Annotated in this window: 17 protein-coding genes; 11 read left to right on the top strand and 6 right to left on the bottom strand. The window is 71.8% G+C overall.

Going from position 1 to position 25,811, the window contains the following annotated elements; all coding sequences use genetic code 11:
• Window positions 1–33: 33 nt before the first annotated feature.
• From ACIBSV_RS12925 to ACIBSV_RS12965, 9 genes are all read left to right on the top strand, one after another.
• A complete protein-coding gene (locus ACIBSV_RS12925; protein WP_395862196.1) occupies window positions 34–5,724 on the top strand; it encodes a HAMP domain-containing protein in 5,691 nt (1,896 codons plus the stop codon).
• A gap of 374 nt (window positions 5,725–6,098) precedes the next feature.
• Window positions 6,099–6,791 (top strand): two-component system response regulator, encoded by a 693-nt coding sequence (locus tag ACIBSV_RS12930; RefSeq protein WP_395862198.1) that lies wholly within the window; start codon window positions 6,099–6,101, stop codon window positions 6,789–6,791.
• A gap of 149 nt (window positions 6,792–6,940) precedes the next feature.
• Complete coding sequence (locus tag ACIBSV_RS12935; RefSeq protein ID WP_395862200.1) at window positions 6,941–9,448, top strand: DNA translocase FtsK; 2,508 nt, start codon at window positions 6,941–6,943, stop codon at window positions 9,446–9,448.
• A gap of 57 nt (window positions 9,449–9,505) precedes the next feature.
• Entirely contained in the window at window positions 9,506–10,396 is an 891-nt protein-coding gene (locus tag ACIBSV_RS12940; RefSeq protein ID WP_395862202.1) for a helix-turn-helix domain-containing protein, read from the top strand.
• Window positions 10,397–10,477: 81 nt separating this feature from the next.
• Window positions 10,478–11,977: a 30S ribosomal protein S12 methylthiotransferase RimO gene (rimO, locus tag ACIBSV_RS12945; RefSeq protein WP_395862204.1), complete on the top strand. Its 1,500-nt coding sequence runs from the start codon at window positions 10,478–10,480 to the stop codon at window positions 11,975–11,977.
• On the top strand, window positions 11,974–12,648 hold the full coding sequence (gene pgsA / locus ACIBSV_RS12950) for a CDP-diacylglycerol--glycerol-3-phosphate 3-phosphatidyltransferase (RefSeq protein WP_395862207.1): 675 nt from the start codon (window positions 11,974–11,976) through the stop codon (window positions 12,646–12,648). Before rimO ends, pgsA begins: the two co-directional genes overlap by 4 nt.
• Before the next feature lie 37 nt (window positions 12,649–12,685).
• Window positions 12,686–13,963: a CinA family nicotinamide mononucleotide deamidase-related protein gene (locus tag ACIBSV_RS12955; protein WP_395862209.1), complete on the top strand. Its 1,278-nt coding sequence runs from the start codon at window positions 12,686–12,688 to the stop codon at window positions 13,961–13,963.
• Between the two features lie 244 nt (window positions 13,964–14,207).
• Window positions 14,208–14,600, top strand: coding sequence for a helix-turn-helix domain-containing protein (locus ACIBSV_RS12960; protein ID WP_395862211.1), 393 nt, complete (start codon window positions 14,208–14,210; stop codon window positions 14,598–14,600).
• A 133-nt stretch (window positions 14,601–14,733) separates the two neighbouring features.
• Window positions 14,734–15,207, top strand: a complete 474-nt coding sequence (locus tag ACIBSV_RS12965) for a Dps family protein (RefSeq protein ID WP_395862212.1) — start codon at window positions 14,734–14,736, stop codon at window positions 15,205–15,207.
• Between the two features lie 114 nt (window positions 15,208–15,321).
• On the opposite strand, the gene ACIBSV_RS12970 is transcribed toward ACIBSV_RS12965, so the two are convergent.
• The 4 genes from ACIBSV_RS12970 to ACIBSV_RS12985 all read right to left on the bottom strand — a co-directional run bounded on the left by ACIBSV_RS12970 (window position 15,322) and on the right by ACIBSV_RS12985 (window position 22,476).
• Window positions 15,322–16,119: an SDR family NAD(P)-dependent oxidoreductase gene (locus ACIBSV_RS12970; RefSeq protein WP_395862214.1), complete on the bottom strand. Its 798-nt coding sequence runs from the start codon at window positions 16,117–16,119 to the stop codon at window positions 15,322–15,324.
• Window positions 16,120–16,212: 93 nt separating this feature from the next.
• Window positions 16,213–16,692, bottom strand: coding sequence for a hypothetical protein (locus ACIBSV_RS12975; RefSeq protein WP_395862216.1), 480 nt, complete (start codon window positions 16,690–16,692; stop codon window positions 16,213–16,215).
• On the bottom strand, window positions 16,689–17,522 hold the full coding sequence (locus tag ACIBSV_RS12980; protein ID WP_395862218.1) for an Fpg/Nei family DNA glycosylase: 834 nt from the start codon (window positions 17,520–17,522) through the stop codon (window positions 16,689–16,691). The genes ACIBSV_RS12975 and ACIBSV_RS12980 overlap by 4 nt, the downstream gene beginning before the upstream one ends.
• 334 nt (window positions 17,523–17,856) lie before the next feature.
• On the bottom strand, window positions 17,857–22,476 hold the full coding sequence (locus tag ACIBSV_RS12985) for an ATP-dependent helicase (protein ID WP_395862220.1): 4,620 nt from the start codon (window positions 22,474–22,476) through the stop codon (window positions 17,857–17,859).
• An 89-nt stretch (window positions 22,477–22,565) separates the two neighbouring features.
• Here ACIBSV_RS12985 and ACIBSV_RS12990 point away from each other — a divergent pair, with 89 nt between their 5' ends.
• Both ACIBSV_RS12990 and ACIBSV_RS12995 read left to right on the top strand, forming a co-directional pair.
• Window positions 22,566–22,763, top strand: a complete 198-nt coding sequence (locus ACIBSV_RS12990; RefSeq protein ID WP_360304842.1) for a DUF3046 domain-containing protein — start codon at window positions 22,566–22,568, stop codon at window positions 22,761–22,763.
• Between the two features lie 114 nt (window positions 22,764–22,877).
• Window positions 22,878–24,083 carry an AI-2E family transporter gene (locus tag ACIBSV_RS12995; RefSeq protein WP_395862222.1) on the top strand — a complete coding sequence of 402 codons (1,206 nt, stop codon included), beginning with the start codon at window positions 22,878–22,880 and terminating at the stop codon, window positions 24,081–24,083.
• On the opposite strand, the gene ACIBSV_RS13000 is transcribed toward ACIBSV_RS12995, so the two are convergent.
• Window positions 24,056–24,862 carry a site-2 protease family protein gene (locus ACIBSV_RS13000; protein WP_395862224.1) on the bottom strand — a complete coding sequence of 269 codons (807 nt, stop codon included), beginning with the start codon at window positions 24,860–24,862 and terminating at the stop codon, window positions 24,056–24,058. The genes ACIBSV_RS12995 and ACIBSV_RS13000 overlap by 28 nt on opposite strands.
• 67 nt (window positions 24,863–24,929) lie before the next feature.
• A complete protein-coding gene (gene panB, locus ACIBSV_RS13005) occupies window positions 24,930–25,811 on the bottom strand; it encodes a 3-methyl-2-oxobutanoate hydroxymethyltransferase (RefSeq protein WP_395862226.1) in 882 nt (293 codons plus the stop codon).

Raw genomic sequence — 25,811 nt, forward strand, 5'->3', positions numbered from 1 at the left:
CGCGGCGAATCGGTCCGGCGGAGGAAATGCGAGATGGCGAAGGCTTCCCCAGGGCAGGCACGGACGACGGCCGCCCGGAGCCGGCACGACGAGCAGGATCTGCGTCGTCTGCTGGCGGCGCTGACCGGCGTCCGCGACGGCAACTTCCGCAAGCGCCTGACGGTCTCCGGCGACGGGATCATGTCCGAGATCGCCGTCGTGTTCAACGACATGGTCGAGCGCAACCAGCACCTGGCCGGTGAGCTGGCCCGGGTCCGCAGGGTGGTCGGCCGTGAGGGCAAACTCACCGAGCGGCTGGACCCCGGACCGGGCGAGGGTGCGTGGGCGACCAGCATCGACGCGGCGAATGCCCTCGTGGAGGACCTGGTCCGGCCGACGGTCGAGGTCGGCCGGGTGCTGGCCGCGGTCGCCGAGGGCGATCTGTCCCAGCGGATGGACCTGCGGATCGCCGAGCAGCCGCTGCGGGGCGAGTTCCTGCGGATGGGCCGTACCGCCAACGGTCTGGTGGACCAGCTCAGCGCGTTCGCCGACGAGGTCACCCGGGTGGCCCGCGAGGTGGGCACCGAGGGCAAGCTCGGCGGCCAGGCCCGGGTGCGCGGGGTGTCCGGCAGTTGGAAGGACCTCACCGACTCGGTCAACACGATGGCCAGCCGGTTGACCCTCCAGGTGCGCGACATCGCGCTGGTGACCACCGCGGTGGCCAAGGGCGACCTCTCCCGCACGGTCACCGTCGAGGTGGCCGGCGAGATGCTGGAGCTGAAGGAGACCGTCAACACGATGGTCGACCAGCTCTCCGGCTTCGCCCAGGAGGTGACCCGGGTGGCCCGCGAGGTGGGCACCGAGGGCCGCCTGGGCGGCCAGGCCCGGGTGGAGGGGGTCTCCGGGACCTGGAAGGACCTCACCGACTCGGTCAACATCATGGCCGGCAACCTCACCGCCCAGGTGCGCGACATCGCGCAGGTGACCAAGGCGGTCGCGTACGGCGACCTGTCGCAGACCATCACCGTGTCCGCGCGCGGCGAGATGGCCCAGCTCGCCGAGACGATCAACGCGATGACCGGCACGCTGCGCACGTTCGCGTCCGAGGTGACCCGGGTCGCCCGCGAGGTCGGCTTCGAGGGGCGACTGGGCGGCCAGGCCCAGGTACCCGGCGGCGCGGGCATCTGGAAGGACCTGACCGACTCGGTCAACACCGCCTTCTTCAACCTCACCGCGCAGGTGCGCGACATCGCCGGGGTGACCACGGCGGTCGCCCAGGGCGACCTGTCGCAGAAGATCACCGTGGACGTCTCCGGCGAGATGCTGGAGCTCAAGAACACCGTCAACACCATGGTCGGCCAGTTGTCCGCGTTCGCCTCGGAGGTGACCCGAGTCGCCCGCGAGGTGGGCAGCGAGGGCATTCTGGGCGGTCAGGCGCAGGTGTCCGGCGTGGCCGGCACGTGGAAGGACCTGACCGACTCGGTCAACGTGATGGCCGGCAACCTGACCGGTCAGGTCCGCAACATCGCCCAGGTCTCCACCGCGGTGGCCCGAGGCGACCTGTCGCAGAAGATCACGGTCGACGTCTCCGGCGAGATGCTGGAGCTCAAGAACACCGTCAACACGATGGTGGATCAACTCTCCGCGTTCGCCTCGGAGGTCACCCGCGTCGCCCGCGAGGTGGGCGGTGAGGGGCGTCTGGGCGGTCAGGCCCGGGTCGTCCCGGGCGTCGCCGGCGTCTGGCTCGACCTGACCGATTCGGTGAACTTCATGGCGGGCAACCTGACCGCCCAGGTCCGCAACATCGCCGAGGTGACCACGGCGGTCGCGCGCGGCGACCTGTCCAAGAAGATCGACGTCGACGCGCGCGGCGAGATCCTCGAGGTCAAGAACACCGTCAACACGATGGTGGACCAGTTGTCCGCGTTCGCCGACGAGGTGACCCGGGTGGCGCGCGAGGTGGGCACCGAGGGCCGCCTCGGCGGGCAGGCCCAGGTGCTCGGTGTGGCCGGCGTCTGGCGCGACCTCACCTACTCGGTGAACTCGATGGCCGGAAACCTCACCGAACAGGTGCGCAGTCTGGGCCAGGTCACCACGGCGGTGGCCCGGGGCGACCTGTCGCAGAAGATCACCGTGGACGCGCGCGGCGAGATCCTCGAACTCAAGAACACCGTGAACACCATGGTCGACCAGCTCTCCGGCTTCGCCGACGAGGTGACCAGGGTGGCCCGCGAGGTGGGCACCGAGGGTCGGCTCGGCGGTCAGGCCGACGTCAAGGGCGTCTCCGGCACCTGGAAGGACCTCACCGAGTCGGTCAACGTGATGGCCGGCAACCTGACCGGCCAGGTGCGCAGCATCGCCGACGTGACCACGGCGGTGGCCACCGGCGACCTGTCCAAGAAGATCACCGTCGATGCCCGGGGCGAGATCCTCGAGCTGAAGGAGACCGTCAACACGATGGTCGACCAGCTCTCCGCGTTCGCCGACGAGGTGACCAGGGTGGCCCGCGAGGTGGGCACCGAGGGCCGCCTGGGCGGGCAGGCGCGGGTGCGCGGGGTGTCCGGCATCTGGAAGGACCTGACCGACAACGTCAACGTCATGGCCAACAACCTGACGTCGCAGGTCCGCAACATCGCCCAGGTGGCCACCGCCGTCGCCGACGGCGACCTGTCGCAGAAGAGCACGGTCGAGGCCAAGGGCGAGATGGCCGGACTCGCGGGCACCATCAACACGATGGTGGACACGCTGCGCGCGTTCGCCGACGAGGTCACCCGGGTCGCCCGCGAGGTGGGTACCGAGGGCATCCTGGGCGGCCAGGCGCACGTCCCCGGTGTCTCGGGTACCTGGAAGGACCTGACCGACAACGTCAACTCGATGGCGAACAACCTCACCGGCCAGGTCCGCAACATCGCCAAGGTGACCACCGCGATCGCGGGCGGCGACCTGTCGCAGAAGATCGACGTGGACGCGCGCGGCGAGATGCTCGAACTCAAGACCACCATCAACACGATGGTCGATCAGCTGTCGGCGTTCGCCGGAGAGGTCACCCGGGTGGCCCGCGAGGTGGGTACCGAGGGCATGCTCGGCGGCCAGGCCGAGGTCGAGGGCGTCTCCGGGACGTGGAAGCAACTCACGGAGAACGTCAACGAGTTGGCCGGCAATCTGACCCGTCAGGTGCGGGCCATCGCCGAGGTGGCGACCGCGGTGACCCGCGGCGACCTGTCCCTGCAGATCGCGGTGGACGCGTCCGGAGAGCTCGACGAGCTCAAGGACAACATCAACCAGATGATCTACAACCTGCGCGAGACCACCCGGGCCAACCGCGAACAGGACTGGCTCAAGACCAACCTGGCCCGGATCTCCGGTCTCATGCAGGGTCGCCGCGACCTGATGGCGGTCGCCGCGCTGATCATGAGCGAGCTCACCCCGGTCGTCGACGCCCAGCACGGCGCGTTCTTCCTGGCCGAGCTGACCCAGGAGGACGTGGTCGAGCTGCGGCTGATCGCCTCCTACGGCTACCAGGACGGCGGCGGCGTACCCACCCGCTTCCGGCTCGGCCAGTCCCTGGTCGGCCAGGCCGCGCTGGAGAAGCGCTCGATCCTGATCCTGGACGCGCCTCCCGGCTACATCAAGATCGCCTCCGGCCTGGGCGAGGCCGCCCCGGCCAACGTGATCGTGCTGCCGGTGCTGTTCGAGGACCAACTGCTCGGCGTCCTCGAACTCGCCTCGTTCCGTCCGTTCACCAAGGTGCACCGCAACTTCCTGGAGCAGCTCAACGAGCAGATCGGCGTCACGGTCAACACGATCATGGCGAACTCGCGCACCGAGATGTTGCTGGCCGAATCGCAGCGGCTGACCGAGGAACTCCAGGAACGCTCCGAGGAGCTCCAGCGCCAGCAGGGCGAACTGAGGCACTCCAACGCCGAGTTGGAGGACAAGGCGGCGCTGCTCGCCCGGCAGAACCGGGACATCGAGATCAAGAACCGGGAGATCGAACAGGCCCGGCAGGCGCTGGAGGAGCGGGCCGAGCAACTCGCGCTGTCCTCCAAGTACAAGTCCGAGTTCCTCGCCAACATGTCGCACGAGCTGCGCACCCCGCTGAACAGCCTGCTGATCCTGGCCAAGCTGCTCGCGGACAACGTCGAGGGCAACCTGACTCGCAAGCAGGTCGAGTTCGCCGAGACCATCCACGGCGCCGGATCCGACCTGCTGCAACTGATCAACGACATCCTGGACCTGTCCAAGGTGCAGGCCGGGAAGATGGACGTGCGGCCGGCGCGGATCGCGCTGGCCCAGCTCATGGACTACGTCGAGGCGACCATCCGGCCGCTGACCTCGGAGAAGAACCTCGACTTCACGGTGCACGTCTCGCCCGCGGTGCCCGGGATCCTGTTCACCGACGAGCAGCGCCTGCAACAGGTGTTGCGCAACCTGCTCTCGAACGCGGTCAAGTTCACCGACTCCGGCTCGGTGGAGGTGCTGATCACCCTCACCGACGACATCCCGCTGACCAACACCGAGTTGGACAACGCCGAACACGCGGTGGCGTTCTCGGTGATCGACACGGGCATCGGCATCGCGGTGGACAAGCTCAAGGTGATCTTCGAGGCGTTCCAGCAGGCCGACGGCACCACCAGCCGCCGCTACGGCGGCACCGGCCTGGGCCTGTCGATCAGCCGGGAGATCGCGTGGCTGCTCGGCGGTGAGATCCACGCCGAGAGCATGCCGGGCCGAGGCAGCACGTTCACCCTCTACCTCCCGCTGGACAGCGTCCTGGTCCCGGGCGACGAGGTGATCCACGACCGGCACACCGAGCTGGCCCCGACGCCGTACCGGGCGGCGCTGCCCGCCGCCGCGCCGTCCACCCCGCTGCTGAGCGATGCCCCCGACCTCCTCGCCGACGGCGAGGAGGTGGACGAGGACAAGGGCGACTCGGTCCCGAGCCGGGTGCTGGTGGTGGAGACCCCGCAGTCCGACGGAGCTCCGCTGGCCGGCGCGCTGGCCGCGATGAACGGGGCGATCGAGGTGAGTACCGCCGGCGACGAGGGGGAGGCGGTCCGGCTGCTCGCCGAGACGCCGCCCGCGTGCCTGGTGGTGGACCTGCGGCTGGCCGACGAGGGGGCCTGGCAGGTGCTGGACGCGGTCGCCTCCCGGCCCGAGCTGCAGAACCTGCCGGTCGTGGTGCACGTCCCGCACCGGCCGACCCGCTCCGAGTCGGGTCGCCTGCGCGGCTATCGACGTCGGATCGTGCTGCTCCAGCGGGTCTCCACCCCGGACGGGCTGACCCGGGCGGTGATCGGCGCCACCGCCCCGGTCCGCCCCGACCACCCGGTCCCGGCCAAGCCGGTGGTCGAGCCGTTCGAGGGCACCTTCGACGGCGAGCGGGTGCTGATCGTCGACGACGACGTGCGCAACGTGTTCGCGCTCACCAGCGTGCTGGAGCAGTACGGGCTGAGCGTGCTGTACGCGGAGAACGGCCGTGAGGGCATCGAGGTGCTCCAGGCGCACGACGACATCGCGATCGTGCTGATGGACGTGATGATGCCGGAGATGGACGGATATGCCACGACTTCGGCGATTCGCCGGATGCCGCAATACGCCGGGCTGCCGATCATCGCGTTGACGGCGAAGGCGATGAAGGGGGATCAGGAGAAGAGCATCGACTCCGGGGCCTCCGACTACGTCGCCAAGCCGGTCGACACGCGGCACTTGTTGGGACTCATCCGGACTTGGCTCGACCACTAGTTCGCTTCCCGGGCGGCCGGCGCCCCATGATGGAACCCGAACGGACCGAGCGACGTTGAAGGGGCGGAGGGGTCGATGCGGTGTTGTCGCGACCGTGGGTCGAGGCGTGGTGACACCATGCGGTCGTCTGTGTCGGAATACCTGCCGAGCCGATCGCCTGGCCACTACCATGACCGGGACGAGCACCACCCGGAACGTGTGCTCGACCGGTGTGGTGTGCGCCGGGACGGCCACGGCGAAGGTCGGGTCGAGCGAAACCGTGTCGATCGAGGCTGTGTCATTCAGGGCCGCGTAAACCGAAAAGATGCACAAGGACGAGTGGAGCCGACCGATACGCGGGGTCACCCACCGTGTCGGATCGAAGAGGGTGGGCCATGACGGAGAAGGCCAAGATCCTCCTGGTCGATGACCGTCAGGAGAATCTGCTCGCCCTGGAGGCGATCCTGTCCGCGCTGGACCAGACCCTGGTTCGGGCGCATTCGGGCGAGGAAGCCCTCAAGGCGCTGCTCACGGACGAGTTCGCGGTGATCCTGCTCGACGTCCAGATGCCCGGCATGGACGGTTTCGAGACGGCCGCGCACATCAAGCGCCGGGAGAAGACCCGGGACATCCCGATCATCTTCCTGACCGCGATCAACCACGGTCCGCACCACACCTTCCGCGGATACGCGGCCGGTGCCGTCGACTACATCTCCAAACCGTTCGACCCGTGGGTGCTGCGGGCCAAGGTCTCCGTGTTCGTGGACCTGTACAAGAAGAACTGCCAACTGCGCGAGCAGGCCGCGTTGCTGCGCGGGCGGCTCGAAGGCGTGGCCGGCGGCGACCGGGCCGGGGCGGACGTGATCGCGGAGTTGTCCGCGCGGCTGGCCTCGGTCGAGGAGCAGGCCGACGGCATGGCCAAGCAGGTCGAGTCGGCGGACGATCCGATCCTGGCCGCCTCGGCGAGTCAACTCCGCCGCCGGGTGGCCCGGATGCGCGCCGCGCTCGACGCCCTCGCCCCGGCCGCGGCCGGGCACGGCGGCCCGCCGCTGGTACCGGCACCGGACACCGGCGAGGCGGACGCCTGACCCGGTGGCCCCGAGCCCCGACCGGGCCGTGTGCGGCCCGGTCGGGGCTCGGGGCCACCCCGGGTCCGGAAGCGGCGTGCGAATCCGACACGCGCGCCCTCCGGGCTGGGACGCATGAGGTGTGAAGGGTCCACCGGTAACCTCGGAACATGGCCACACGTGCGTCCGGCGGCGGAGCGCAACCGCGCACGGCCGCGAAGAAGAAGGCTGCCGCCAAGAAACCCGCGCCACCCCCGCCGCCCCCGCCGAAACTGCTCGGCGGGGTACCCGCGTTGCTCGGGAAGGGGCTCAAGCGACTGTGGCTGGGGCTGGCCCACGCGTTCGGCTCGGCCGCGCGCGGAATCGGTTCCGGCGCGCGCGGGCTGGACCCGGCGCACCGCCGGGACGGCCTGGGACTGGCCCTGCTCGGCCTGGCCATAGTGATCGCGGCCGGCGCGTGGGGCACCATCGACGGCGCGGTCGGCGAGGCGGTCAACGCGGTCGTCGCGGGCCTGGTGGGCCGGCTCGACCTGCTGGTGCCGTTCCTGGTCGGCGCGCTGGGCGTACGGGTGATGCGCCACCCCGACCAGAAGGACGCCACCGGGCGGATCATGATCGGCTGCACGGCGCTGGTGTGCAGCGTGCTCGGGCTGATCCACGTCGGCTGCGGGACGCCGCAACCGGGCGACGGCGCGGCCGCGATGCGCGACGCCGGCGGCCTGGTCGGTTGGGCCTTCGCGACCCCGCCCGTGCACCTGGTGACCCGGTGGGTCGCGGTGCCGCTTCTCGTGCTGCTGATCGTGTTCGGCCTGCTCGTGGTGACCGCCACGCCGATCAACGCGGTACCCGAGCGGCTCGGGGTCTTCCTGGGCTTCATCGAGGGGCCCGAGCCCGCGCCGTTCGATGAGGACGAGCGCCCGAGCGGCTTCGCCGGGTTCGACGAGGACGACGCGCCTCCCGCCGCCGCGCCGGTCCGCAGGACCCGACCGCGCCGCCGGTCCAGCGGTGCCGACGGCCATCCGGACGCGATCGACGTGGCCGCGGCCGCCGCCGCGGCGCTGGACGCGAACGACGCGGGCCTGGTCGTACCGCCCGCGCGCTCGCGCAAAGCCGCCGCCGCCCGGGTGGTCACCGACCTGCGGGCGCGCGCCGCCGACGCGCCGGCGCACACCCCCGCGCCGCCGCGCAGCGAGCAACTGCGGCTGTCCGGCGACATCACCTACCACCTGCCCGGCCCGTCGCTGCTCAAGAAGGGCCCGCCGGCCAAGGCCCGCAGCAAGGCCAACGACGACGTGGTCGCCGCGCTGTCCAAGGTGTTCGAGCAGTTCAACGTGGACGCGCAGGTCACCGGTTTCTCCCGGGGCCCGACGGTGACCCGCTACGTGATCGAACTGGGCCCGGCGGTCAAGGTGGAGCGGATCACCGCGCTCGCCAAGAACATCGCGTACGCGGTGGCCAGCGCCGACGTGCGGATCATCAGCCCGATCCCGGGCAAGTCCGCGGTCGGCATCGAGATTCCCAACACCGACCGCGAGATGGTCAGCCTGGGCGACATCCTGGCCTCGGACACCGCGAGCGGCGACGCGCATCCGATGATCGCCGCGCTCGGCAAGGACGTCGAGGGCAACGACGTGGTGGCCAACCTGGCCAAGATGCCGCACCTGCTGGTCGCGGGCGCCACCGGCGCGGGCAAGTCGAGCTGCATCAACGGCCTGATCACCTCGATCATGATGCGTGCCACCCCGGAGGAGGTGCGGATGGTGCTGGTCGACCCCAAGCGGGTCGAACTGACCACCTACGAGGGCATCCCGCACCTGATCACGCCGATCATCACCAATCCGAAGAAGGCCGCCGAGGCGCTCCAGTGGGTCGTGCGCGAGATGGACATGCGCTACGACGACCTGGCCAACTTCGGCTTCCGGCACGTGGACGACTTCAACGTCGCGGTGCGCGCGGGCAAGCTCAAGATGCCGCCGGGCAGCGAGCGCGAGGCGCAGCCGTACCCGTACCTGCTGGTGATCGTGGACGAGTTGGCCGACCTGATGATGGTCGCCCCGCGCGACGTCGAGGACTCGATCGTGCGGATCACCCAGCTCGCCCGCGCGGCGGGCATCCACCTGGTGCTGGCCACCCAGCGGCCCAGCGTCGACGTGGTGACCGGGCTGATCAAGGCCAATGTGCCGTCCCGACTCGCGTTCGCCACCTCCTCGCTGGCGGACAGCCGGGTGATCCTGGACCAGCCCGGCGCGGAGAAGCTGATCGGCAAGGGCGACGCGCTGTTCCTGCCGATGGGCGCGAGCAAGCCGATCCGCATGCAGGGCGCCTACGTCACCGAGGAGGAGATCGACGCGGTCGCCCGGCACTGCAAGGAGCAACTCCAGCCGGAGTACCGCGAGGAGGTCACCGCCGCGCCGGATCGCAAGAAGCAGGTGGACGAGGAGGTCGGCGACGACCTCGACCTGCTCTGCCAGGCGGTCGAACTGGTGGTCTCCACCCAGTTCGGCTCGACCTCGATGCTCCAGCGCAAGCTGCGGGTCGGCTTCGCGAAGGCCGGGCGGCTGATGGACCTGATGGAGAGCCGGGACATCGTCGGACCCAGCGAGGGCTCCAAGGCGCGCGAGGTGTTGATCAAACCGGATGAAATCGAGCAGGTTATGGCCACGTTGCGTGGTGAATGATCTGACTTAAGTGATGATTGGTGTCAGTCGTGATGAATGACGCATAAGGGGCGAATCGTGTCGATCGGTCAAAGCCTCGCCGAGGCACGAGTGCGGGCCGGTCTCACTGTCGAACGGCTCAGTGAGGTCACCCGCATCCGGCAGGTCATCATCGAGGGCGTCGAACGGGACGACTTCGAACCGTGCGGCGGCGACTTCTACGCCCGCGGCCACATCCGCACCCTGGCCCGCGCGACCGGCCTGGAACCCGATCCGCTGATCGCCGAATACGACCACACGGTCGGCGGCACCAGCACTCCCCGCCCGACCGAGATCTTCGACTCCCCCCGCAAATCGATCGAGTACCGCCAGCCGAACTGGACCCTGGCCATGGGCGTCGCGGTGGTCATCGTGCTGATCTTCGCGTTCGTCCAGCTCGCCGGCGGTCGCGCCGACGACGACAAGAAGGAGACCGCGTCGCGGGTCGCGCCGACCACGACCGCCCTCGTAGCCCCGGCCCCGCCGCCCCCACCGCCTCCGGTCGAGCCGTCGACCAAGACCCCCGAGTTCCCGGCCGAGGTGGTCGTCACGATCACCGCCGTCGACGGCCGCAGCTGGATCCGCGCGTTCGACGCCGAGAACAAGCAGATCTTCGAGACGATCCTGAACAAGGGCGAGGCCAAGACGCTCACCGACCCCGAGCAGCTCAAGCTCCAGATCGGCAACTCCGGCGCCGCGCGACTGAACGTCAACGGCAAGGACCTGGGCCCGGCGGGCGAGGAGGGCGACGTGGCCCAGCACACGTTCGTACCCGGCGACCCCCTCCCGCAGATGCGGACGAGCGCGTCGGCCGAACCTTCCCCGACGCCGACCACCTCATCGGCCCGCCCCTCCCCGACGCGGACGAGCGCGTCGGCCGACCCTTCTCCGACGCGGACCACCTCGTCGGCGGGTGCTTCCCCTCGTTGACGAGCCATCGTGACCTCCCCGGAACCATCGGACGCTTCCCTGCGTCCGGTCCACGCCCGCGCCTGACGTAGGCTTTCCGGCATGCCCGCCCGCGATACCACCAGCCCCGCCGCCCCGGCCGAGAGCCCCTCCGCCCTGCGCACCGTCGCCCTGGTCACCCTCGGCTGCGCCCGCAACGAGGTGGACTCCGAGGAACTCGCCGGCCGGCTGGAGGCCGACGGCTGGTCCCTCGTCGAGGACGCCGCGGACGCGTCCGTCGTGATGGTCAACACGTGCGGTTTCGTCGAGTCCGCCAAGAAGGACTCGATCGACACCGTCCTGGAAGCCGCCGACCTCAAGGGCGAGGGCCGCACGCAGGCCGTCGTCGCGGTCGGCTGTCTGGCCGAGCGCTACGGCGACCAGCTCGCGGGCGCCCTGCCCGAGGCGGACGCGGTGCTCGGCTTCGACGACTACGGCGACATCTCCACCCGGCTGCGCTCGATCCTCGCGGGCGACGAGCACACCTCGCACGTGCCGCGCGACCGCCGCGCACTGCTGCCGATCACCCCGGTCGAGCGCCAGGCCGCCGATGTCGCGGTGCCCGGACACGGCGCACCCGCAGACCTGCCGGAAGGCGTCGCCCCGGCCTCCGGGCCGCGCGCGCTGCGCCGCCGGCTCGGCTCCGGCCCGGTCGCCTCGCTCAAGCTCGCCTCCGGCTGCGACCGACGCTGCTCGTTCTGCGCGATCCCCTCCTTCCGCGGCTCGTTCCTCTCCCGACGCCCCTCGGACGTGATCGCCGAGGCCCGCTGGCTGGCCGAGCAGGGCGTCCGCGAGATCGTCCTGGTCAGCGAGAACTCCACCTCCTACGGCAAGGACCTGGGCGACCTGCGCCTGCTCGAGACGCTGCTGCCGGAGCTGGCCGCCATCGAGGGCATCGAGCGGGTCCGGGTCAACTACCTCCAGCCCGCCGAGATGCGGCCGACCCTGATCGACGTGCTCACCGGCACGCCCGGCGTCGCGCCCTACTTCGACCTGTCCTTCCAGCACGCCTCCGAGCCGGTGCTGCGCAGGATGCGCCGCTTCGGCTCGCGCGAGGCGTTCACCACCCTCCTGGAGCAGGCCCGGGCCAAGGCCCCCGAGGCCGGCGCGCGCTCGAACTTCATCGTCGGCTTCCCGGGCGAGACCGAGGAGGACGTGGACGAGCTGGAGCGCTTCCTGATCGCCGCCCGACTCGACGCGATCGGCGTGTTCGGCTACTCGGACGAGGACGGCACCGAGGCGGCGGGCTACGCCGACAAGATCGATCCGGATGTGGTGGCCGCGCGCGTGGAGCGGATCTCCCGGCTGGCCGAGGAACTCGTCGCGCAACGCGCCGAGGACCGGATCGGCACCGAGGTGATCGTGCTGATCGAGGAACTCGGCGAGGACGGCAGTGCCGAGGGCCACGCGCACCACCAGGCCCCCGAGACCGACGGCTCGACCACCGTGATCGGCGAGGGCCTGCGGGTCGGCGACCTGGTCCGGGTCCGGGTCACCGACAGCGAGGGCGCCGACCTGCACGGCGATGCGATCGACGTGATCGTGCCCGGGGGCGATCGGTGACGGCCGATCCGGCACCGCAGCGTCGGCGTCCGGCCGAGGCGGTCCGCGCCGCCGCGGCCAACCACCCGCCGAAGCCGGATCGACTCGGCGACCCCACCACCTCGGTGAGCGCGTGGAACGCGGCCAACGCGCTGACCATGATGCGGGTGGCCCTGGTGCCGGTCTTCGTCGTCCTGCTGCTCCAGGACGGCGGCCACGATCCCGCGTGGCGGGCCTGGGCCTGGGCCGCGTTCACCGTGGCCAGCATCAGCGACCTCTTCGACGGCAAGCTGGCCCGGATGCACAACCTGGTCACCGACTTCGGCAAACTGGTCGACCCGATCGCCGACAAGGCGCTGATGGGTGCCGCGCTGATCAGCCTGTCCGCGCTCGGCGACCTGCCGTGGTGGGTCACCCTCGTGGTGCTCGCCCGGGAGATCGGCATCACCTTGCTGCGCTTCTGGGTGATCCGCCACGGCGTGATCCCGGCCAGCCGGGGAGGCAAGGCCAAGACCATGCTCCAGGGTGTCGCGATCGGCATGTACACACTGGTCATGACCGGCCCGCTGGCCAGCACGCGGGCCTGGGTGATGGCGGCCGCGGTGATCATCACCGTGGTGACCGGCCTGGACTACATCGTCAAGGCCGTACGACTGCGACGCGGCACGCCGGTGCCCGCCGGACAGGTTTGACGTCGGGACGGAACCCGACCACGGGGGGAGAGGGACCATGCGCGAATTGAAGGTCGAACTGGTCGCGGTGGGGGACGAGTTGCTCGTCGGCGACGTGGTGAACACGAACGCGGTCACCCTCGGCCGCCGACTCACCGCGGCCGGGCTGCGGGTCACCGGCGTGTCCACCGTGGGCGATGGACTCGACGAGATGATCGACGTGCTCACCCAGGCCGTGCGGCGCGCCGACGCGGTACTGGTCTCCGGCGGCCTCGGTCCCACGTCCGACGACCGCACGCGCGAGGCGATCGCCGCCGTGGCCGGGGTGGCGCTGCGCCGGGAACCGGCGATCGAGGACTGGCTGCGCCGCCGGTACCAGGGCCTGAACCGTACCCTCACCGCGCTCGGCCTGCAGCAGGCGGACGTGCCCGAGGGCGGCCGCTCGTTGCCCAACCCCAACGGCAGCGCCCCGGGCGTGGCTATCGAGATCGGCGACGTGCAGGTGTACGCGGTGCCCGGCCCGCCGCACGAGATGATCGCGATGACCGAGGACCGGGTGCTGCCCGACCTGTTGCGCCGCGCGGGCAACCCACCGATCCGGGCCCAGCGCCAGTTGCTCACCGCGTCGGTCGGTGAGGGCGTGATCGCCGCGGCGCTGGAGCCGCTGGAGAAGGAACTCGCGGTCGTGGGCGCGGTCGAGGTGGCCTACCTCGCCACCGCCGGGCAGACCAGGGTCAAGCTCACCTCGACCGCTCCCGGCGGCGCCGACGCGGTCGACGCCGCCGCGGCGCGGGCCCGCGAACTGCTCGGGAGCTGTGTGTACGGCGAGGCGGGCGACACGCCGGCCGGCGTCGTGCTGGACCTGCTGCGCGAGCGCGGCGCCACCGTCGCGGTGGCCGAGTCGCTCACCGGCGGCCTGGTCGCCGCCGAACTGACCTCGGTGCCGGGCGCGTCCGTGAGCGTGCGCGGTTCGATCACCGCGTACGCCACCGACGTCAAGGCCGCGGTGCTCGGCGTGGACGCCGACCTGCTGGCCGCCGAGGGCGCGGTTCACCCGGACGTGGCGGCGGCGATGGCCGAGGGTGTGCGGCGCCTGATGTCGGGTACCTACGGGGTGGCCACGACGGGGGTCGCCGGGCCGGACCCCCAGGACGGCAAGCCTGTGGGCACCGTGCACATCGCGGTGGCCGGACCCGAGGGAACAACCGTGCTTTCGTTGCTGTTCTCGGGCAGTCGGAGCAGGATTCGGGAGATGACCACGGTCCGCGTCCTGGATCTGCTCCGGTGCGTCGTGGCGGGGCTGCCGGCCGAGCAGGACCCGTCGTGCACGGGGTGACCGGGCTTCCCGGTCGACCGGGGAGAGCGCTCCGGTCAAGAATGCGCGGGACACGCGGAAGGCTGTGCAACGACGTGCTGCGAATCGAGGTGGGAGTGGGCCGGAAACCCCATGGACCCTGGACACCCCCGCCGTCAAGGTTCCACGCCCTGAGTGAACAGGACCGTAAGGCGGGCACACCCGCGCGGTCGGGCAGGTACGGTGGGGCTGTGACCCCCCGAGCCGCCCTAGGAGGGAGCGACCGATGATCCTGCTCCGTCGCCTGCTGGGTGACGTGCTGCGGCGCCAGCGCCAGCGTCAGGGTCGCACCCTGCGCGAGGTGTCGTCCTCAGCCCGGGTATCCCTTGGCTACCTGTCCGAGGTCGAGCGCGGCCAAAAGGAAGCCTCGTCCGAACTGCTCGCCGCGATCTGCGACGCGCTGGACGTGCGCATGTCCGTGCTCATGCGGGAGGTCAGCGACGAGCTGGCCCTCGCCGAGCTGGCCTCGGCCGAGGCGATGCGTCCGGTCCTGGAACCGGTCGGCGCCGGCTTCACGCCGAACGAGCGCGCCGCCGCGGAACGTCAGAACAACGACCGGTCGTCGGGCACGGGCCCGATCTCCGCCGACAACGCGGTGAGTGTGGTGGTGGCGGCCTGACCTCGACGACCGGTGGTGTGGTCTTTCCCACTCGGGAGCATCGTTCGCCCGAATCGGGGCATCCGGTGTCGTGTACACCGGGTCCCCCGGCCCGGTGGTCGAATCGACACCAACCCCGAGGAGTCGTAGCACCATGGTCGTCGTCAAGAGCCCCCTGTCCGACGATGCGCGCAAGATCACCGGCGAGGCGCTTCAGGGTGCCCTCGTCGACCTGATAGATCTCTCGCTGGTCGCCAAGCAGACCCACTGGAACGTGGTGGGTCCGCGCTTCCGTTCGATCCACCTCCAGTTGGACGAGGTGGTCGCCTCGGCGCGCGCCTTCGCGGACACCGTCGCGGAGCGCGCCTCGGCGATCGGGTACAACCCGGACGGCCGGGCCGCGACCATCACGGCGGGCAGCGGTGTCCCGCAGCCCGACTCCGGCTGGATCAAGGACGCCGACGTGGTCGGTTACTTCGTCGGTGTGTACGGCGCGGTCATCGAGCGCATGCGCGAGCGGATCGCGGCCACCGAGGAACCGGACCCGGTCAGCCAGGACCTGTTCATCACGATCGCCGCGGATCTCGAGAAGATGAGCTGGATGTTCCAGGCCGAGAACCAGGCCTGAGCGACGCGCGGCCTCGGCCCCGCCTCCCGATTGTGGGAGGCGGGGCTTCGGCATGAGCGCGGGCGGTGCGGGCGCGGGATGGCGGGTCGGACGGGCGAGGGTTCGGACTGTGGTCTACCAGGGCATCGCGATGCCGCCGTTGGGGCGCAGGATCTGGCCGGTGACGAACCTGGCGGCGTCCGAGGCGAGATAGGCCACCGCGTAGGAGATGTCGGTGGGCTCGCCGACTGTGCGCAGCGGGGCCATCCGGGCCATCGGCGCGGCCACGGCGGCCTTGCGCTCCTCGTCCTCGTTGCCGTCCGCGTCGGTCCAGTGCCGGCCGGTCATCCCGGTGACGATCCAGCCCGGCGCGACCGCGTTGACCCGCACGCCGCTGGGACCGACCTCGGTGGCCAGGGTCTTGGTCAACTGCACGACCGCGGCCTTGGCCGCGCCGTAGCACAGCAGGCCCGAGGTCGCGGTGTCCACCGCGCCGGAGGCCATGTTGACGATGCTGCCGAAGCCCTGCGCGGTCATCACGCGCGCCGCGGCCCGACAGCCGAAGAAGACACCCTTGAAGTTGATCGCGAGGACCCGGTCGAGGTCGGCTTCCTCGGTCTCGATCACCGTGCTCGAATGCATCACCCCGGCGATGTTGGCGAGCACGTCGAGCCGGCCGTGCGCGGCCACCGCGTCGCCGATCAGCGCGTCCACCTGGGCGGCCTTGGAGGTGTCCACGCCGGCGGCGGTCGCGGCGCCGCCGGCGGCCACGATCGCCTTCGCGGTCTCCTGTGCCCCGGCCTCTTGGATGTCCGCGCAGACCACGGTCGCGCCCAGGTCGGCCAGCACCTCGGCGCTGGAGCGGCCGATGCCCGAGGCCGCGCCGGTGACGACGGCGACTCGGCCGGTCAGATCGAGGGCTTCACGAAACACGGTTGGCCTCCCGGCGCTAGGCGTGCACAGCGCGCCGACCGTACGAGCCATCTGACGAACAGTCAATAAAGGCGTGGGGCAACGAGATCGGTGTCACCGCCGGCCCTCCTGCCAGTGGCACCAGCGGTGCGTGGCGCCGCCGCGGGGGAACACGCCGGCCGCCGCGAGGGCGTCGCACGGGTCGCTCTCGACCCGGTTCGACCGCCCGGTCGGCGCCCTCGTGCGGGCCGGCCGGGCCTCACCCTTCTCGGCCCGCGGGCGCGGGCGGGTGGTCCGGGGCGGGGGCGGCGAATCCGGGTCCTGCCCGGTCGCGGTCGGGCCGGCCGGCTCGGGCACCTCGGACTCGGCCGACCCGCCCGCCATCGCCGTGATCGCCGGCTCCGGCTCCGCCGCGAACGCGGAGACCTCGGCGGCGGGAGTCGGTTCCGGCACGGGCGCGAACGGTGCGGCGGCGGTCGCTGCCGGGGGCGCCGGGCGCGGCGACGGGCTCGGCGCGGACACCGAGGTGCAGCCGGCCGCGGCCACGAGCAGGACGGGCAACACCAGGGCGGGCACGATCCGGGGCGGGCTCATGCCCTGTACGACGAACCGCCCGGGCGTCGGTCACCGGGTGTACTCCCATCGGGTGACACTTGGCAGCGCGGGCACCAGAACGCGACCCGCGGCGGGTCGCCCAGGTCCGCTCGTCGGATCGGGGTGCCGCAGCGCGCGCACGGGCGACCGCCGCGCCCGTAGACCCAGTGCCGCCGGCCCGGTCGGGTGTCGCCGGTGGTGACGTGCCCGATCCGGTCGCGATTGGCGTACAGCAGGCGGTGCGCCAGGGCGGCCCACGCGTGCGGGTCGCCGGCCGCCGCGACCGGGGTCCAGGGGGTGATGCCGCGCAGGAAGCACAGTTCCGCCCGGTACACGTTGCCGATCCCGGCCAGGTTGCGCTGGTCCAGGAGCGCCTCGCCGATCGGCCGGTCCGGGCGCTCGGCCAGTCGGCGTGCGGCCTCGACCGGATCCCAGTCCGGACCGAGCAGATCCGGACCCAGCCGGCCGACCGCGGTCGCCTCGTCGGCGGTGCGCAGCAGTTCGACCACGGGCATCCGCATTCCGACGGCGGTCTGTGTCGCGTTGGCCAGCACCAGGCGGATCGCGTGCCAGGGCCGGGGGAGCGGGCGCGGGCCGGTGGGTTGAATCTCCCACCTGCCATCCATCCGCAGATGGGTGTGCAGCGTGAGGTCGCCCTCGATCCGGGTCAGCAGGTGCTTGCCGCGCGGGACCACCGCCAGGACCGAGCGCCCGGTCAGGTCCACGGTCGCCAGGGCGGGCACGCGGAAGTCGGTCACGGTCAGTGGGCGGTCCACGAGGGCCGCGCGCAGCCGCCGCGCCACCTGATACACGCTGTCGCCTTCGGGCACCCCACCATTGTCCCGGACGGGCGGCGGTCGGAGCCGAGCCCGGGGCCGGCCTTCCGAGTCCCCCCGGACCCGTCGGTGCGGCCGAACCCCGGGGGTCGCGGCGCCGCAGGCGATGCCGCACAGGGACCGACGTCGCGAGCGCGCGGCCAGGAACACGTTCGCGACGCCGGATCCATGTGCTTCCGACCGTGACGCGTGCAGGGTCGCCACGGGCGGATGGTGCCGGTCGGCGTCACCGGGATCGCTCCCCGCGTCGCCTTCCGTGACCACGATCCTGCTGGACGTACATGACCGGGGTGTTTCGCGGACCGGGCGCTCGTGTAACGAAACGGTGTCACCCTCGCAGGCGCAGCCCCCTGGGGGTGGCATGGAACCCGGCCGCCTCCAGTGCCTTGCCCAGCGAGGAGGTGAGCACCTCGGCGCCGTCGGCCCGCTCCACCGTCAGCTTGCCCAGCGCGCCCGCGCGCACCGCGTGGGCCAGCGCCTCGGCGGCGGGGCCGACCCGGTCCGGGTCGTCGGTCCAGGACAACAACGTGCGCCCGCCGCGCTCGATGTACAGGATCGGTTCGCCGTCGAGCAGGACCACCAGCGCGCCCGCCTTGCGGCCCGGGCGGTGGCCGCCGCCGGTCTCGCCGGGACGGTCCGGCCACGCCAGCGCGGCACCGTACGGATTGGCCGGGTCGGCGGCGGCCAGCACCACCGCGCCGGGCACCTCGTGCGGCTCACGGCGCTCGCTCGCGCCCTGGAGCGCGCGCAGCCGGTCCACCGCGCCGTCGGCGGCGAACTGGGCGGCGCCCAGCCCCTCCACGAAGTAGCCCCGGCGGACCCGGCCGCCGTCCTCGAACACGCTCAGCACCTTGTAGGCGGCGGCGAACCCGCCGGGGCTGCCCTCGGCGACCACCGCGCCGCGGGTGACCACGCCGTGCCGGTCGAGCAGCGTCTCGGCCAGCGCGTGGGCGCGCCGGGTCGGGTCGGGCTCGGGTGCGGGGGCCAGCGACCAGCGGCCGGCCACGGTGGGCGGGCCGGTGCGCCCGGACGCGACCGGACGACCCCGACTCAGTCCCGCGTACCGCCCGCGCGGGGTCGCCCGCCGGGCGCGATGCGCGGTGGAGCCGGACGTGCGCCCGGAGCCGAGCAGCGCACGCAGCGGGGTGAGCGTGTCACCGGTGACCCGCCCGGACCACACCAGGTCCCACAGCGCGTCGGCGATCGCCGCCTCGGACGCCGGAGCCGGCAGTTCCAGCCGCTCGGTCAACTGCCGGAAGAACAGCGCGTAGCCGCCGGACAGCGCGGCCAGGATCGCGGTGTGCAGTGATGTCGTCTCCAGCGGCACCGGCGGCGGGAACAGGTATGGCGCGGCGTCCGCGAGGCAGAGCGAGAGCCAACCGTCCTTGCCGGGCAGCGCGCCGTGTCCGGCCCACACCACCTCGCCGGCCGCGCACAACTCGTCCAGCATCGCCGGGTGGTAGTCGACCACGCGCGAGGGCAGCACCAGCTTCTCCAGCGCCGAAGCCGGCACGCTCGCGCCCTGGAGCTGCTCGATCACCCGGACCAGGCCGTCCGGGCCGCGCACCCCGCTCGCGCCGACGCCCTGCCACGCGGTCAGGAACCGGGCCAGTGCGACCGGCGGCACCGGTTCGACCTCGTGCCGCAGCGCCGCCAGCGAGCGCCGGCGCAACATCCGCAGCACCTCCGCGCCGCACCACTCCAGGCCGGATCCACCGGGGCGGAACTCGCCGGAGACCACCTGCCCGCCCGCGGCCAGCCGCTCCAGCGTGCCCGTGGTCACCGCGACGCCCAGACCGAAGCGGGCGGCGGCCTCGCCCGCCCGGAACGGGCCGTGCGTGCGCGCGTGCCGGGCCAGCAGGTCGCCCAGCGGATCCTTGACCGGCTCGGTGAACGCCTCTGGGACGCCGACCGGCAGGGGAGTGCCCAGCGCGTCCCGCAGTCGGCCCGCGTCCTCGATGCCGGCCCAGCGCTCCTCGCCCGCGATCCGCACCCGGATCACCCGACGCGCATCCTCCAGGCCGGTCAGCCAGTCGCTCTCGAAGGCGCCCGTGGCGCGCGCCGCGACCTCGGCGGTGGTCAGCGGCCCGAGCAGCCGCAGCAGATCGGCGACGCCCTCGGCGTCGCGCACCCGGCGATCCTCGGCCAGTCGTTGCAACTCGGCCTCGGTGCGGGCCAGCACCTGTGGGTCGAGCAGTTCGCGCAACTCGGCCTGGCCGAGCAGCTCGGCCAACAGCCGCGAGTCGAGCGCGAGCGCCGCCGCCCGCCGTTCGGCGAGCGGCGAGTCGCCCTCGTACATGAACTGCGCGACGTAGCCGAACAGCAGCGAGCGGGCGAACGGCGAGGGCTCGGTGGTGGTGACCTCGACAATGCGCACGGCGCGGGTGGCGATGTCGCGCATCAGGCCGGTCAGGCCGGGCACGTCGAACACGTCCTGGAGGCACTCGCGCATCGTTTCCAGGACGATCGGGAACGAGCCGTACTCACTGGCCACCGCGAGCAGTTGGGCCGAGCGTTGGCGCTGCTGCCACAGGGGGGTGCGCCGGCCCGGCATGCGCCGCGGCAGCAGCAGCGCGCGGGCCGCGCACTCGCGAAAGCGGGACGCGAACAGCGCCGAGCCGCCGACCTCGGCGGTCACCAGCGGCTCCACCTCGGCCTCCTCGAAGAGCGCGAAGTCCGGCGGCAGGGCACCCGCCGCGAGATCGTCGGGCTCCTCGCCGAAGGACTGCTCACCGAAGGGCATGCCGGTGTCCGGCAGCCGCAGCACGATCCCGTCGTCGCCGTGCATGGTCTGCACGTCCAGACCGGTGCGCTCGCGCAGCCGGGCCGAGATGGCCAGCGCCCAGGGCGCGTGCACCTGGGCGCCGAACGGCGAGTGCACCACCACCCGCCAGTCGCCCAACTCGTCGCGGAAGCGCTCGACCACGATGGTGCGGTCGTCCGGGATGTGGCCGCACGCCTCGCGCTGCTCGCCCAGGTAGCCGAGCAGGTTGTCCACCGCCCACGGGTCCAGGCCCGCGGCGGCCACCCGTTCGCGGGCCCGGTCCGCCGGCAGCGCGCCCACCTCGCGGACGAACGCGCCCAGCGCCCGACCCAGTTCCACCGGCCGTCCGAGCGCGTCGCCGTGCCAGAACGGCAGTTTGCCCGGCACCCCGGGGGCGGGCGAGACCAGCACCTTGTCGTGGGTGATGTCCTCGATTCGCCACGACGACGTGCCCAGCGTGAACACGTCGCCCACGCGCGACTCGTAGACCATTTCCTCGTCCAGCTCGCCGACCCGCGACTTCGCGTCGCCGGCGACCAGGAACACGCCGAACAGGCCCCGGTCGGGGATGGTGCCACCCGAGGTGACGGCGAGCCGCTGCGCGCCCGGGCGGGCGGACAGCACCCCGCCCACCCGGTCCCACACGATGCGCGGGCGCAGTTCGGCGAACGCGTCCGAGGGGTAGCGGCCGGCGAGCATGTCCAGCGTCGCCTCGTAGGCCGACGCGGGCAGGGCGGTGAACGGGGCGGCCCGGCGAATCAGCGCGAGCAGCGCGTCCACGTCCCGGTCCTCGATCGACACCATCGAGACGATCTGCTGCGCGAGCACGTCCAGGGGATTGCGCGGCCCGCGCACCGACTCGATCGCGCCCTCGCGCATGCGCTCGGTGACCACCGCGGTCTGCACCAGGTCGCCGCGGAATTTCGGAAAGATCACGCCTCGGGAGATCGCGCCCACCTGGTGGCCGGCCCGCCCCACCCGCTGCAGGCCGGAGGCCACCGAGGGCGGCGACTCGACCTGGACGACCAGGTCCACCGCGCCCATGTCGATGCCCAGCTCCAGGCTCGAGGTGGCCACCACGGCGGGCAGCCTGCCGGCCTTGAGGTCCTCCTCGACCTGGGCCCGCTGCTCCTTGGACACCGAGCCGTGGTGGGCGCGCGCCAGCAGCGCGGGCGCGCCGCGGTTGCTGCCCGCCTGCGCCATCAGCTCGGCCGGCGACGCGTCCTCGGGCAGCTTCTCGCCGGTGGCGCGCTCGTAGGCGATCTCGTTCAGGCGGCCGCACAGTCGCTCGGCCAGCCGGCGCGAGTTGGCGAACACGATGGTCGAGCGGTGCGCCTGGATCAGGTCGACGATGCGTTCCTCGACGTGCGGCCACACCGAGGCCTTGCGCTCGTTGCCGGCCTCGTCGAACTCGCCGGTGCCGCCGCCGAGCTCGCTCATGTCCTCGACCGGGACCACGACCGAGAGCTCGAACGTCTTGGCGGCCGGTGGCTGGACCACACGCACGTCGCCGGTCGAGCGCAGCCAGCGGGCCACCTCGTCGACCGGGCGCACGGTCGCGGACAGGCCGATCCGGCGCGCGGGCCGCTCCAGGAGTTCGTCCAGCCGCTCCAGGCTCAGCGCCAGGTGCGCGCCGCGCTTGGTGCCCGCGACCGCGTGCACCTCGTCCACGATCACCGTGTCCACCCCGCGCAGCGCTTCGCGGGCCTGCGAGGTGAGGATCAGGAACAGCGACTCGGGCGTGGTGATCAGGATGTCCGGCGGCTTGGTCGCGAACCGGCGTCGATCGGCTGCCGGGGTGTCGCCGGAGCGCACTCCCACGGTGACCTCGGGCTCGGGCAGGCCCAGGCGTACGCACGCCTGGCGGATGCCGGTGAGCGGGCTGCGCAGGTTGCGCTCGACGTCGACCGCGAGCGCCTTGAGCGGCGAGATGTACAACACCCGACAGCGCCGGCGCGGGTCGGCCGGCACCGGCTCGGCGGCGAGCCGATCCAGCGCGGACAGGAACGCCGCGAGGGTCTTGCCGGATCCGGTGGGCGCGACCACCAGCGCGTCCTTGTCCTCGGCGATGGCGCGCCAGGCGCCCTCCTGGGCCCGGGTCGGCGCGTGGAAGGCGCCGGTGAACCACTCCCGAGTGGCGAGGGAGAAGCCGGCCAGGGCCGAGGCGGGATCGTCGTGTGGCATAACTCCCCATGGTGCCGCGTGGCTCCGACATTCGCGGCGGACGACAAGCGGGCGACAGGGGGACGCGGCGCGACCGCGATACTGGTCGCATGGGACTCACCGACTTCTGGCGACGCATGCGCGCCCACTTCGGCGACTCGTACGCCGAGTCCTTCGCCCGCGACCACGTGATGTCCGAGCTGGGTGGGCGGACCGTGCACGAGGCGCTGGCCGCGGGCATCGAGGCCAAGGACGTCTGGCGCGGCGTGTGCGTCTCGATGGACCTGCCGACGACCAAACGGGCCTGAACCGCCGGGCGGCTCCGCGACATGCCCAAATGGACATAACGTGACGCTCTAGTCTCTTCCTGTCATCGGATACGCATCGCGACACAGTGGTGCGGAAGAGCGCAGGGAGCCCATGTGAGCACACCCGACACCCCCACCACACGGGTCGGGTCGCGCGATCGCATGCCGCCGTGGTTGCCGCGGGCCGTGTTCATGATCCTGGCGATGATCGCGGGCTTCCGGCTGCTCGGCTGGACGCTGGCCCACCTGCGCTCGCTGCTGATCGACCTGCTGCTCGCGTTCTTCCTCGCGCTCGCCTTCGAGCCGGCGGTGGACCGGATGGCCCGGCGCGGGATGCGGCGCGGCGCGGCCACCGGCATCGCGTTCGTGGTGGTTTTCCTGGCTTGCGCCGGCTTCCTGACGGTGGTGGGCTCGCTGCTGGTGGACCAGGTGGTCGCGTTCGCGCGGCACCTGCCCGACTACCTCGACGACCTGGTGGCGTGGGTGAACCGCACCTTCGGCACCGACCTGACCGTGGAGAAGATCCAGGGCGACATCTTCAAGGACTCCGACACCGTCCAGGGCTATGCCGAGCGGGTGGCGAACAACGCGCTCGGTCTGTCCGCCAAGATCGTGGCCGGCCTGTTCGAGTTGTTCACCATCGCGCTGTTCACCTTCTACTTCACCGCCGAGGGCCCGCGGATGCGCCGCGCGGTGTGCTCGCTGCTGCCGCCGGAGAGGCAGGCCGAGGTGCTGCGCGGGTGGGAGATCGCGATCGACAAGACCGGCGGCTATCTGTACTCGCGGGCCGCGCTCGCGCTGATCTCGGCGTTCGCGCACTATCTCGTCTTCTTCCTGCTCGACCTGCCGTACGCGGTGCCGCTCGCGCTGTGGGTCGGCTTGATCTCGCAGTTCGTGCCGACCGTGGGCACCTACATCGCGATCGTGCTCCCCGCGCTGATCGCGCTGACGGTGAGCCCGTTGACCGCCGTGTGGGTGGTGGCGTTCGCCACCGCGTACCAGCAACTCGAGAACTACCTGCTGCACCCGAGGATCACCGCGCGCACGGTGGAGATCCACCCGGCGGTCGCGTTCGGCGCGGTGATCGCCGGGGCCGCGCTGCTGGGCGTGGTGGGCGCGCTGATCGCGATCCCGATCGCGGCCACCGGACAGGCCTTCGTCGGCGGCTACCTGCACCGCTACGAGATCCCCGAGCACCACCTGACGCCGGACGAGACCCGGCCCCGCCGGGGCCCGGGTCCACTCACCCGATGGTGGCGGCGCGCCCGGGACCGGCAGGGTCCGGGGGATCCTCAGGACCAGAAGCGGAACAACCGATAGCCGTCGCTCGCCAGGTACGGCGACACGTCCAGCGCGTCGGTGACGTGGTCGATCACGTCGTAGAACCAGCCGTTGACCGACGGCGACCACAACAGCGCGAACAGGAACAGGATCGCGTACGGCGCGTACGGCGCGATGGCCCGCCGGAAGTCGTACGGCAGCCAGGGCTCGATCACGCCGTAGCCGTCCAGGCCCGGCACCGGCAGCAGGTTGAGCACCGCCGCGATCACCTGGAGCTGGATCAGGAACGAGAACGCGGCGACGAAGGTCGGGCTCGCGCCGTCCACCGCGCCGGAGGACAACACCAGTGCGAGCACGATCGCCAGCACCGCGTTGGTCAGCGGTCCGACCGCCGACACCATGCTGTTGCGCACCCGGCCGCGGATCGCCGAGCGGTCCAGGTAGACCGCGCCGCCGCTGAGCGGGATGCCGCCGAGCAGCACGAAGATCGTCGGCAGGATGAAGGACAACAGCGGATCGCTGTACTTGAGCGGGTCCAGGGTCAGATAGCCCTTGCCCACCACGCTGTCGTCGCCCGAGCGCAGCGCGGCGAACGCGTGCGCGAACTCGTGCAGGCACAACGACACCAGCCAGCCGGACATCACCAGCAGGAACACCCCGGTGCGGGTGGCCGCCTCGGAGGAGCCGTCGTCGTGCCAGGTGTACCAGGTCGAGGCGGCGCAGACCGCGACTATCGCGAGGAAGATCGGGCTCGGTCGCACGTGGCGCAGCGAGCCGGCCGCGGGGCGGCGGCCGTAGTCTCCGTAGGGGTGCGTCACGAACTGCTCCAGGTGCGGGAAAGGGGCCGTACGACCGGGAATTCGATCGTACGGCCCCACCCGACACTCAGTGGAAGGTGTGCTCCGGACCCGGGTAGGCGCCGCCGACCACGTCACCCGCGAACGCCTTGGCCGCGTCGCCGAGCACGGCGCGCAGGTCGACGTACTGCTTGACGAACTTGGCGGTGTGGCCGGTGGTCATGCCGGCCATGTCGGTCCACACCAGCACCTGGGCGTCACAGCGCACACCCGCGCCGATGCCGATGGTGGGGATCTCCAACTGCTCGGTCACGCGCGCGGCCAGGTCCTCCGGCACACACTCCAGGACCACCGCGAACGCGCCCGCGGCCTGCATCGTCTTGGCGTCCGCGAGCAACTGCTCGGCGCTCTCCGCGTCCCGGCCCTGCACGCGGTAGCCGCCGAAGGCGTGCACCGACTGCGGGGTGAGCCCGAGGTGGGCCATCACCGGCACGCCCGCCGCGACCAGCGCCTCGACCTGACGGGCCGAGCGCTGTCCGCCCTCGAGCTTGACCGCGCCGGCACCGGCCTCCTTGAGCAGTCGCACGCCGTTGCGCAGGGCCTGCTCGGGCGACTCCTGGTACGAGCCGAACGGCAGGTCGGCCACGATCAGCGCGCGCTTGGTGCCGCGCACGACCGCGCCGGTGAGCATCACCAACTGGTCCATGGTGACCGGCACGGTGTTCTCGTAGCCGAGGTGGTTGTTGCCCGCCGAATCGCCGACCAGGAGCACCGGAATGCCCGCGTCGTCGAATACGGAGGCGATCATCGCGTCGTACGCGGTGAGCATCGGCCAGCGCTCGCCGGCTCGCTTGGCGCGGGCGAGGTCGCGCACGGTGACCCGGCGCCCGGTTCCCTCGCCGCCGTACAGGGTCAGTCCCGGACCCTCGCCCGAAGCGGCTATCGGCTGCGCGGATGTGTTGCTGGACAT

Origin of the sequence: Embleya sp. NPDC050154 (genome assembly GCF_044460165.1) — a bacterium.
In the GTDB taxonomy this organism is placed as follows: domain Bacteria; phylum Actinomycetota; class Actinomycetes; order Streptomycetales; family Streptomycetaceae; genus Embleya.

Coding starts and splice junctions, on each gene's coding strand:
- ACIBSV_RS12965 (WP_395862212.1), top strand. CDS start 14,734: ATGGTCGTCGTCAAGAGCCCCCTGTCCGACGATGCGCGCAAGATCACC.
- ACIBSV_RS12985 (WP_395862220.1), bottom strand. CDS start 22,476: ATGCCACACGACGATCCCGCCTCGGCCCTGGCCGGCTTCTCCCTCGCC.
- ACIBSV_RS12975 (WP_395862216.1), bottom strand. CDS start 16,692: ATGAGCCCGCCCCGGATCGTGCCCGCCCTGGTGTTGCCCGTCCTGCTC.
- ACIBSV_RS12925 (WP_395862196.1), top strand. CDS start 34: ATGGCGAAGGCTTCCCCAGGGCAGGCACGGACGACGGCCGCCCGGAGC.
- rimO (WP_395862204.1), top strand. CDS start 10,478: ATGCCCGCCCGCGATACCACCAGCCCCGCCGCCCCGGCCGAGAGCCCC.
- ACIBSV_RS12935 (WP_395862200.1), top strand. CDS start 6,941: ATGGCCACACGTGCGTCCGGCGGCGGAGCGCAACCGCGCACGGCCGCG.
- ACIBSV_RS12930 (WP_395862198.1), top strand. CDS start 6,099: ATGACGGAGAAGGCCAAGATCCTCCTGGTCGATGACCGTCAGGAGAAT.
- ACIBSV_RS12960 (WP_395862211.1), top strand. CDS start 14,208: ATGATCCTGCTCCGTCGCCTGCTGGGTGACGTGCTGCGGCGCCAGCGC.
- ACIBSV_RS12955 (WP_395862209.1), top strand. CDS start 12,686: ATGCGCGAATTGAAGGTCGAACTGGTCGCGGTGGGGGACGAGTTGCTC.
- ACIBSV_RS12990 (WP_360304842.1), top strand. CDS start 22,566: ATGGGACTCACCGACTTCTGGCGACGCATGCGCGCCCACTTCGGCGAC.
- panB (WP_395862226.1), bottom strand. CDS start 25,811: ATGTCCAGCAACACATCCGCGCAGCCGATAGCCGCTTCGGGCGAGGGT.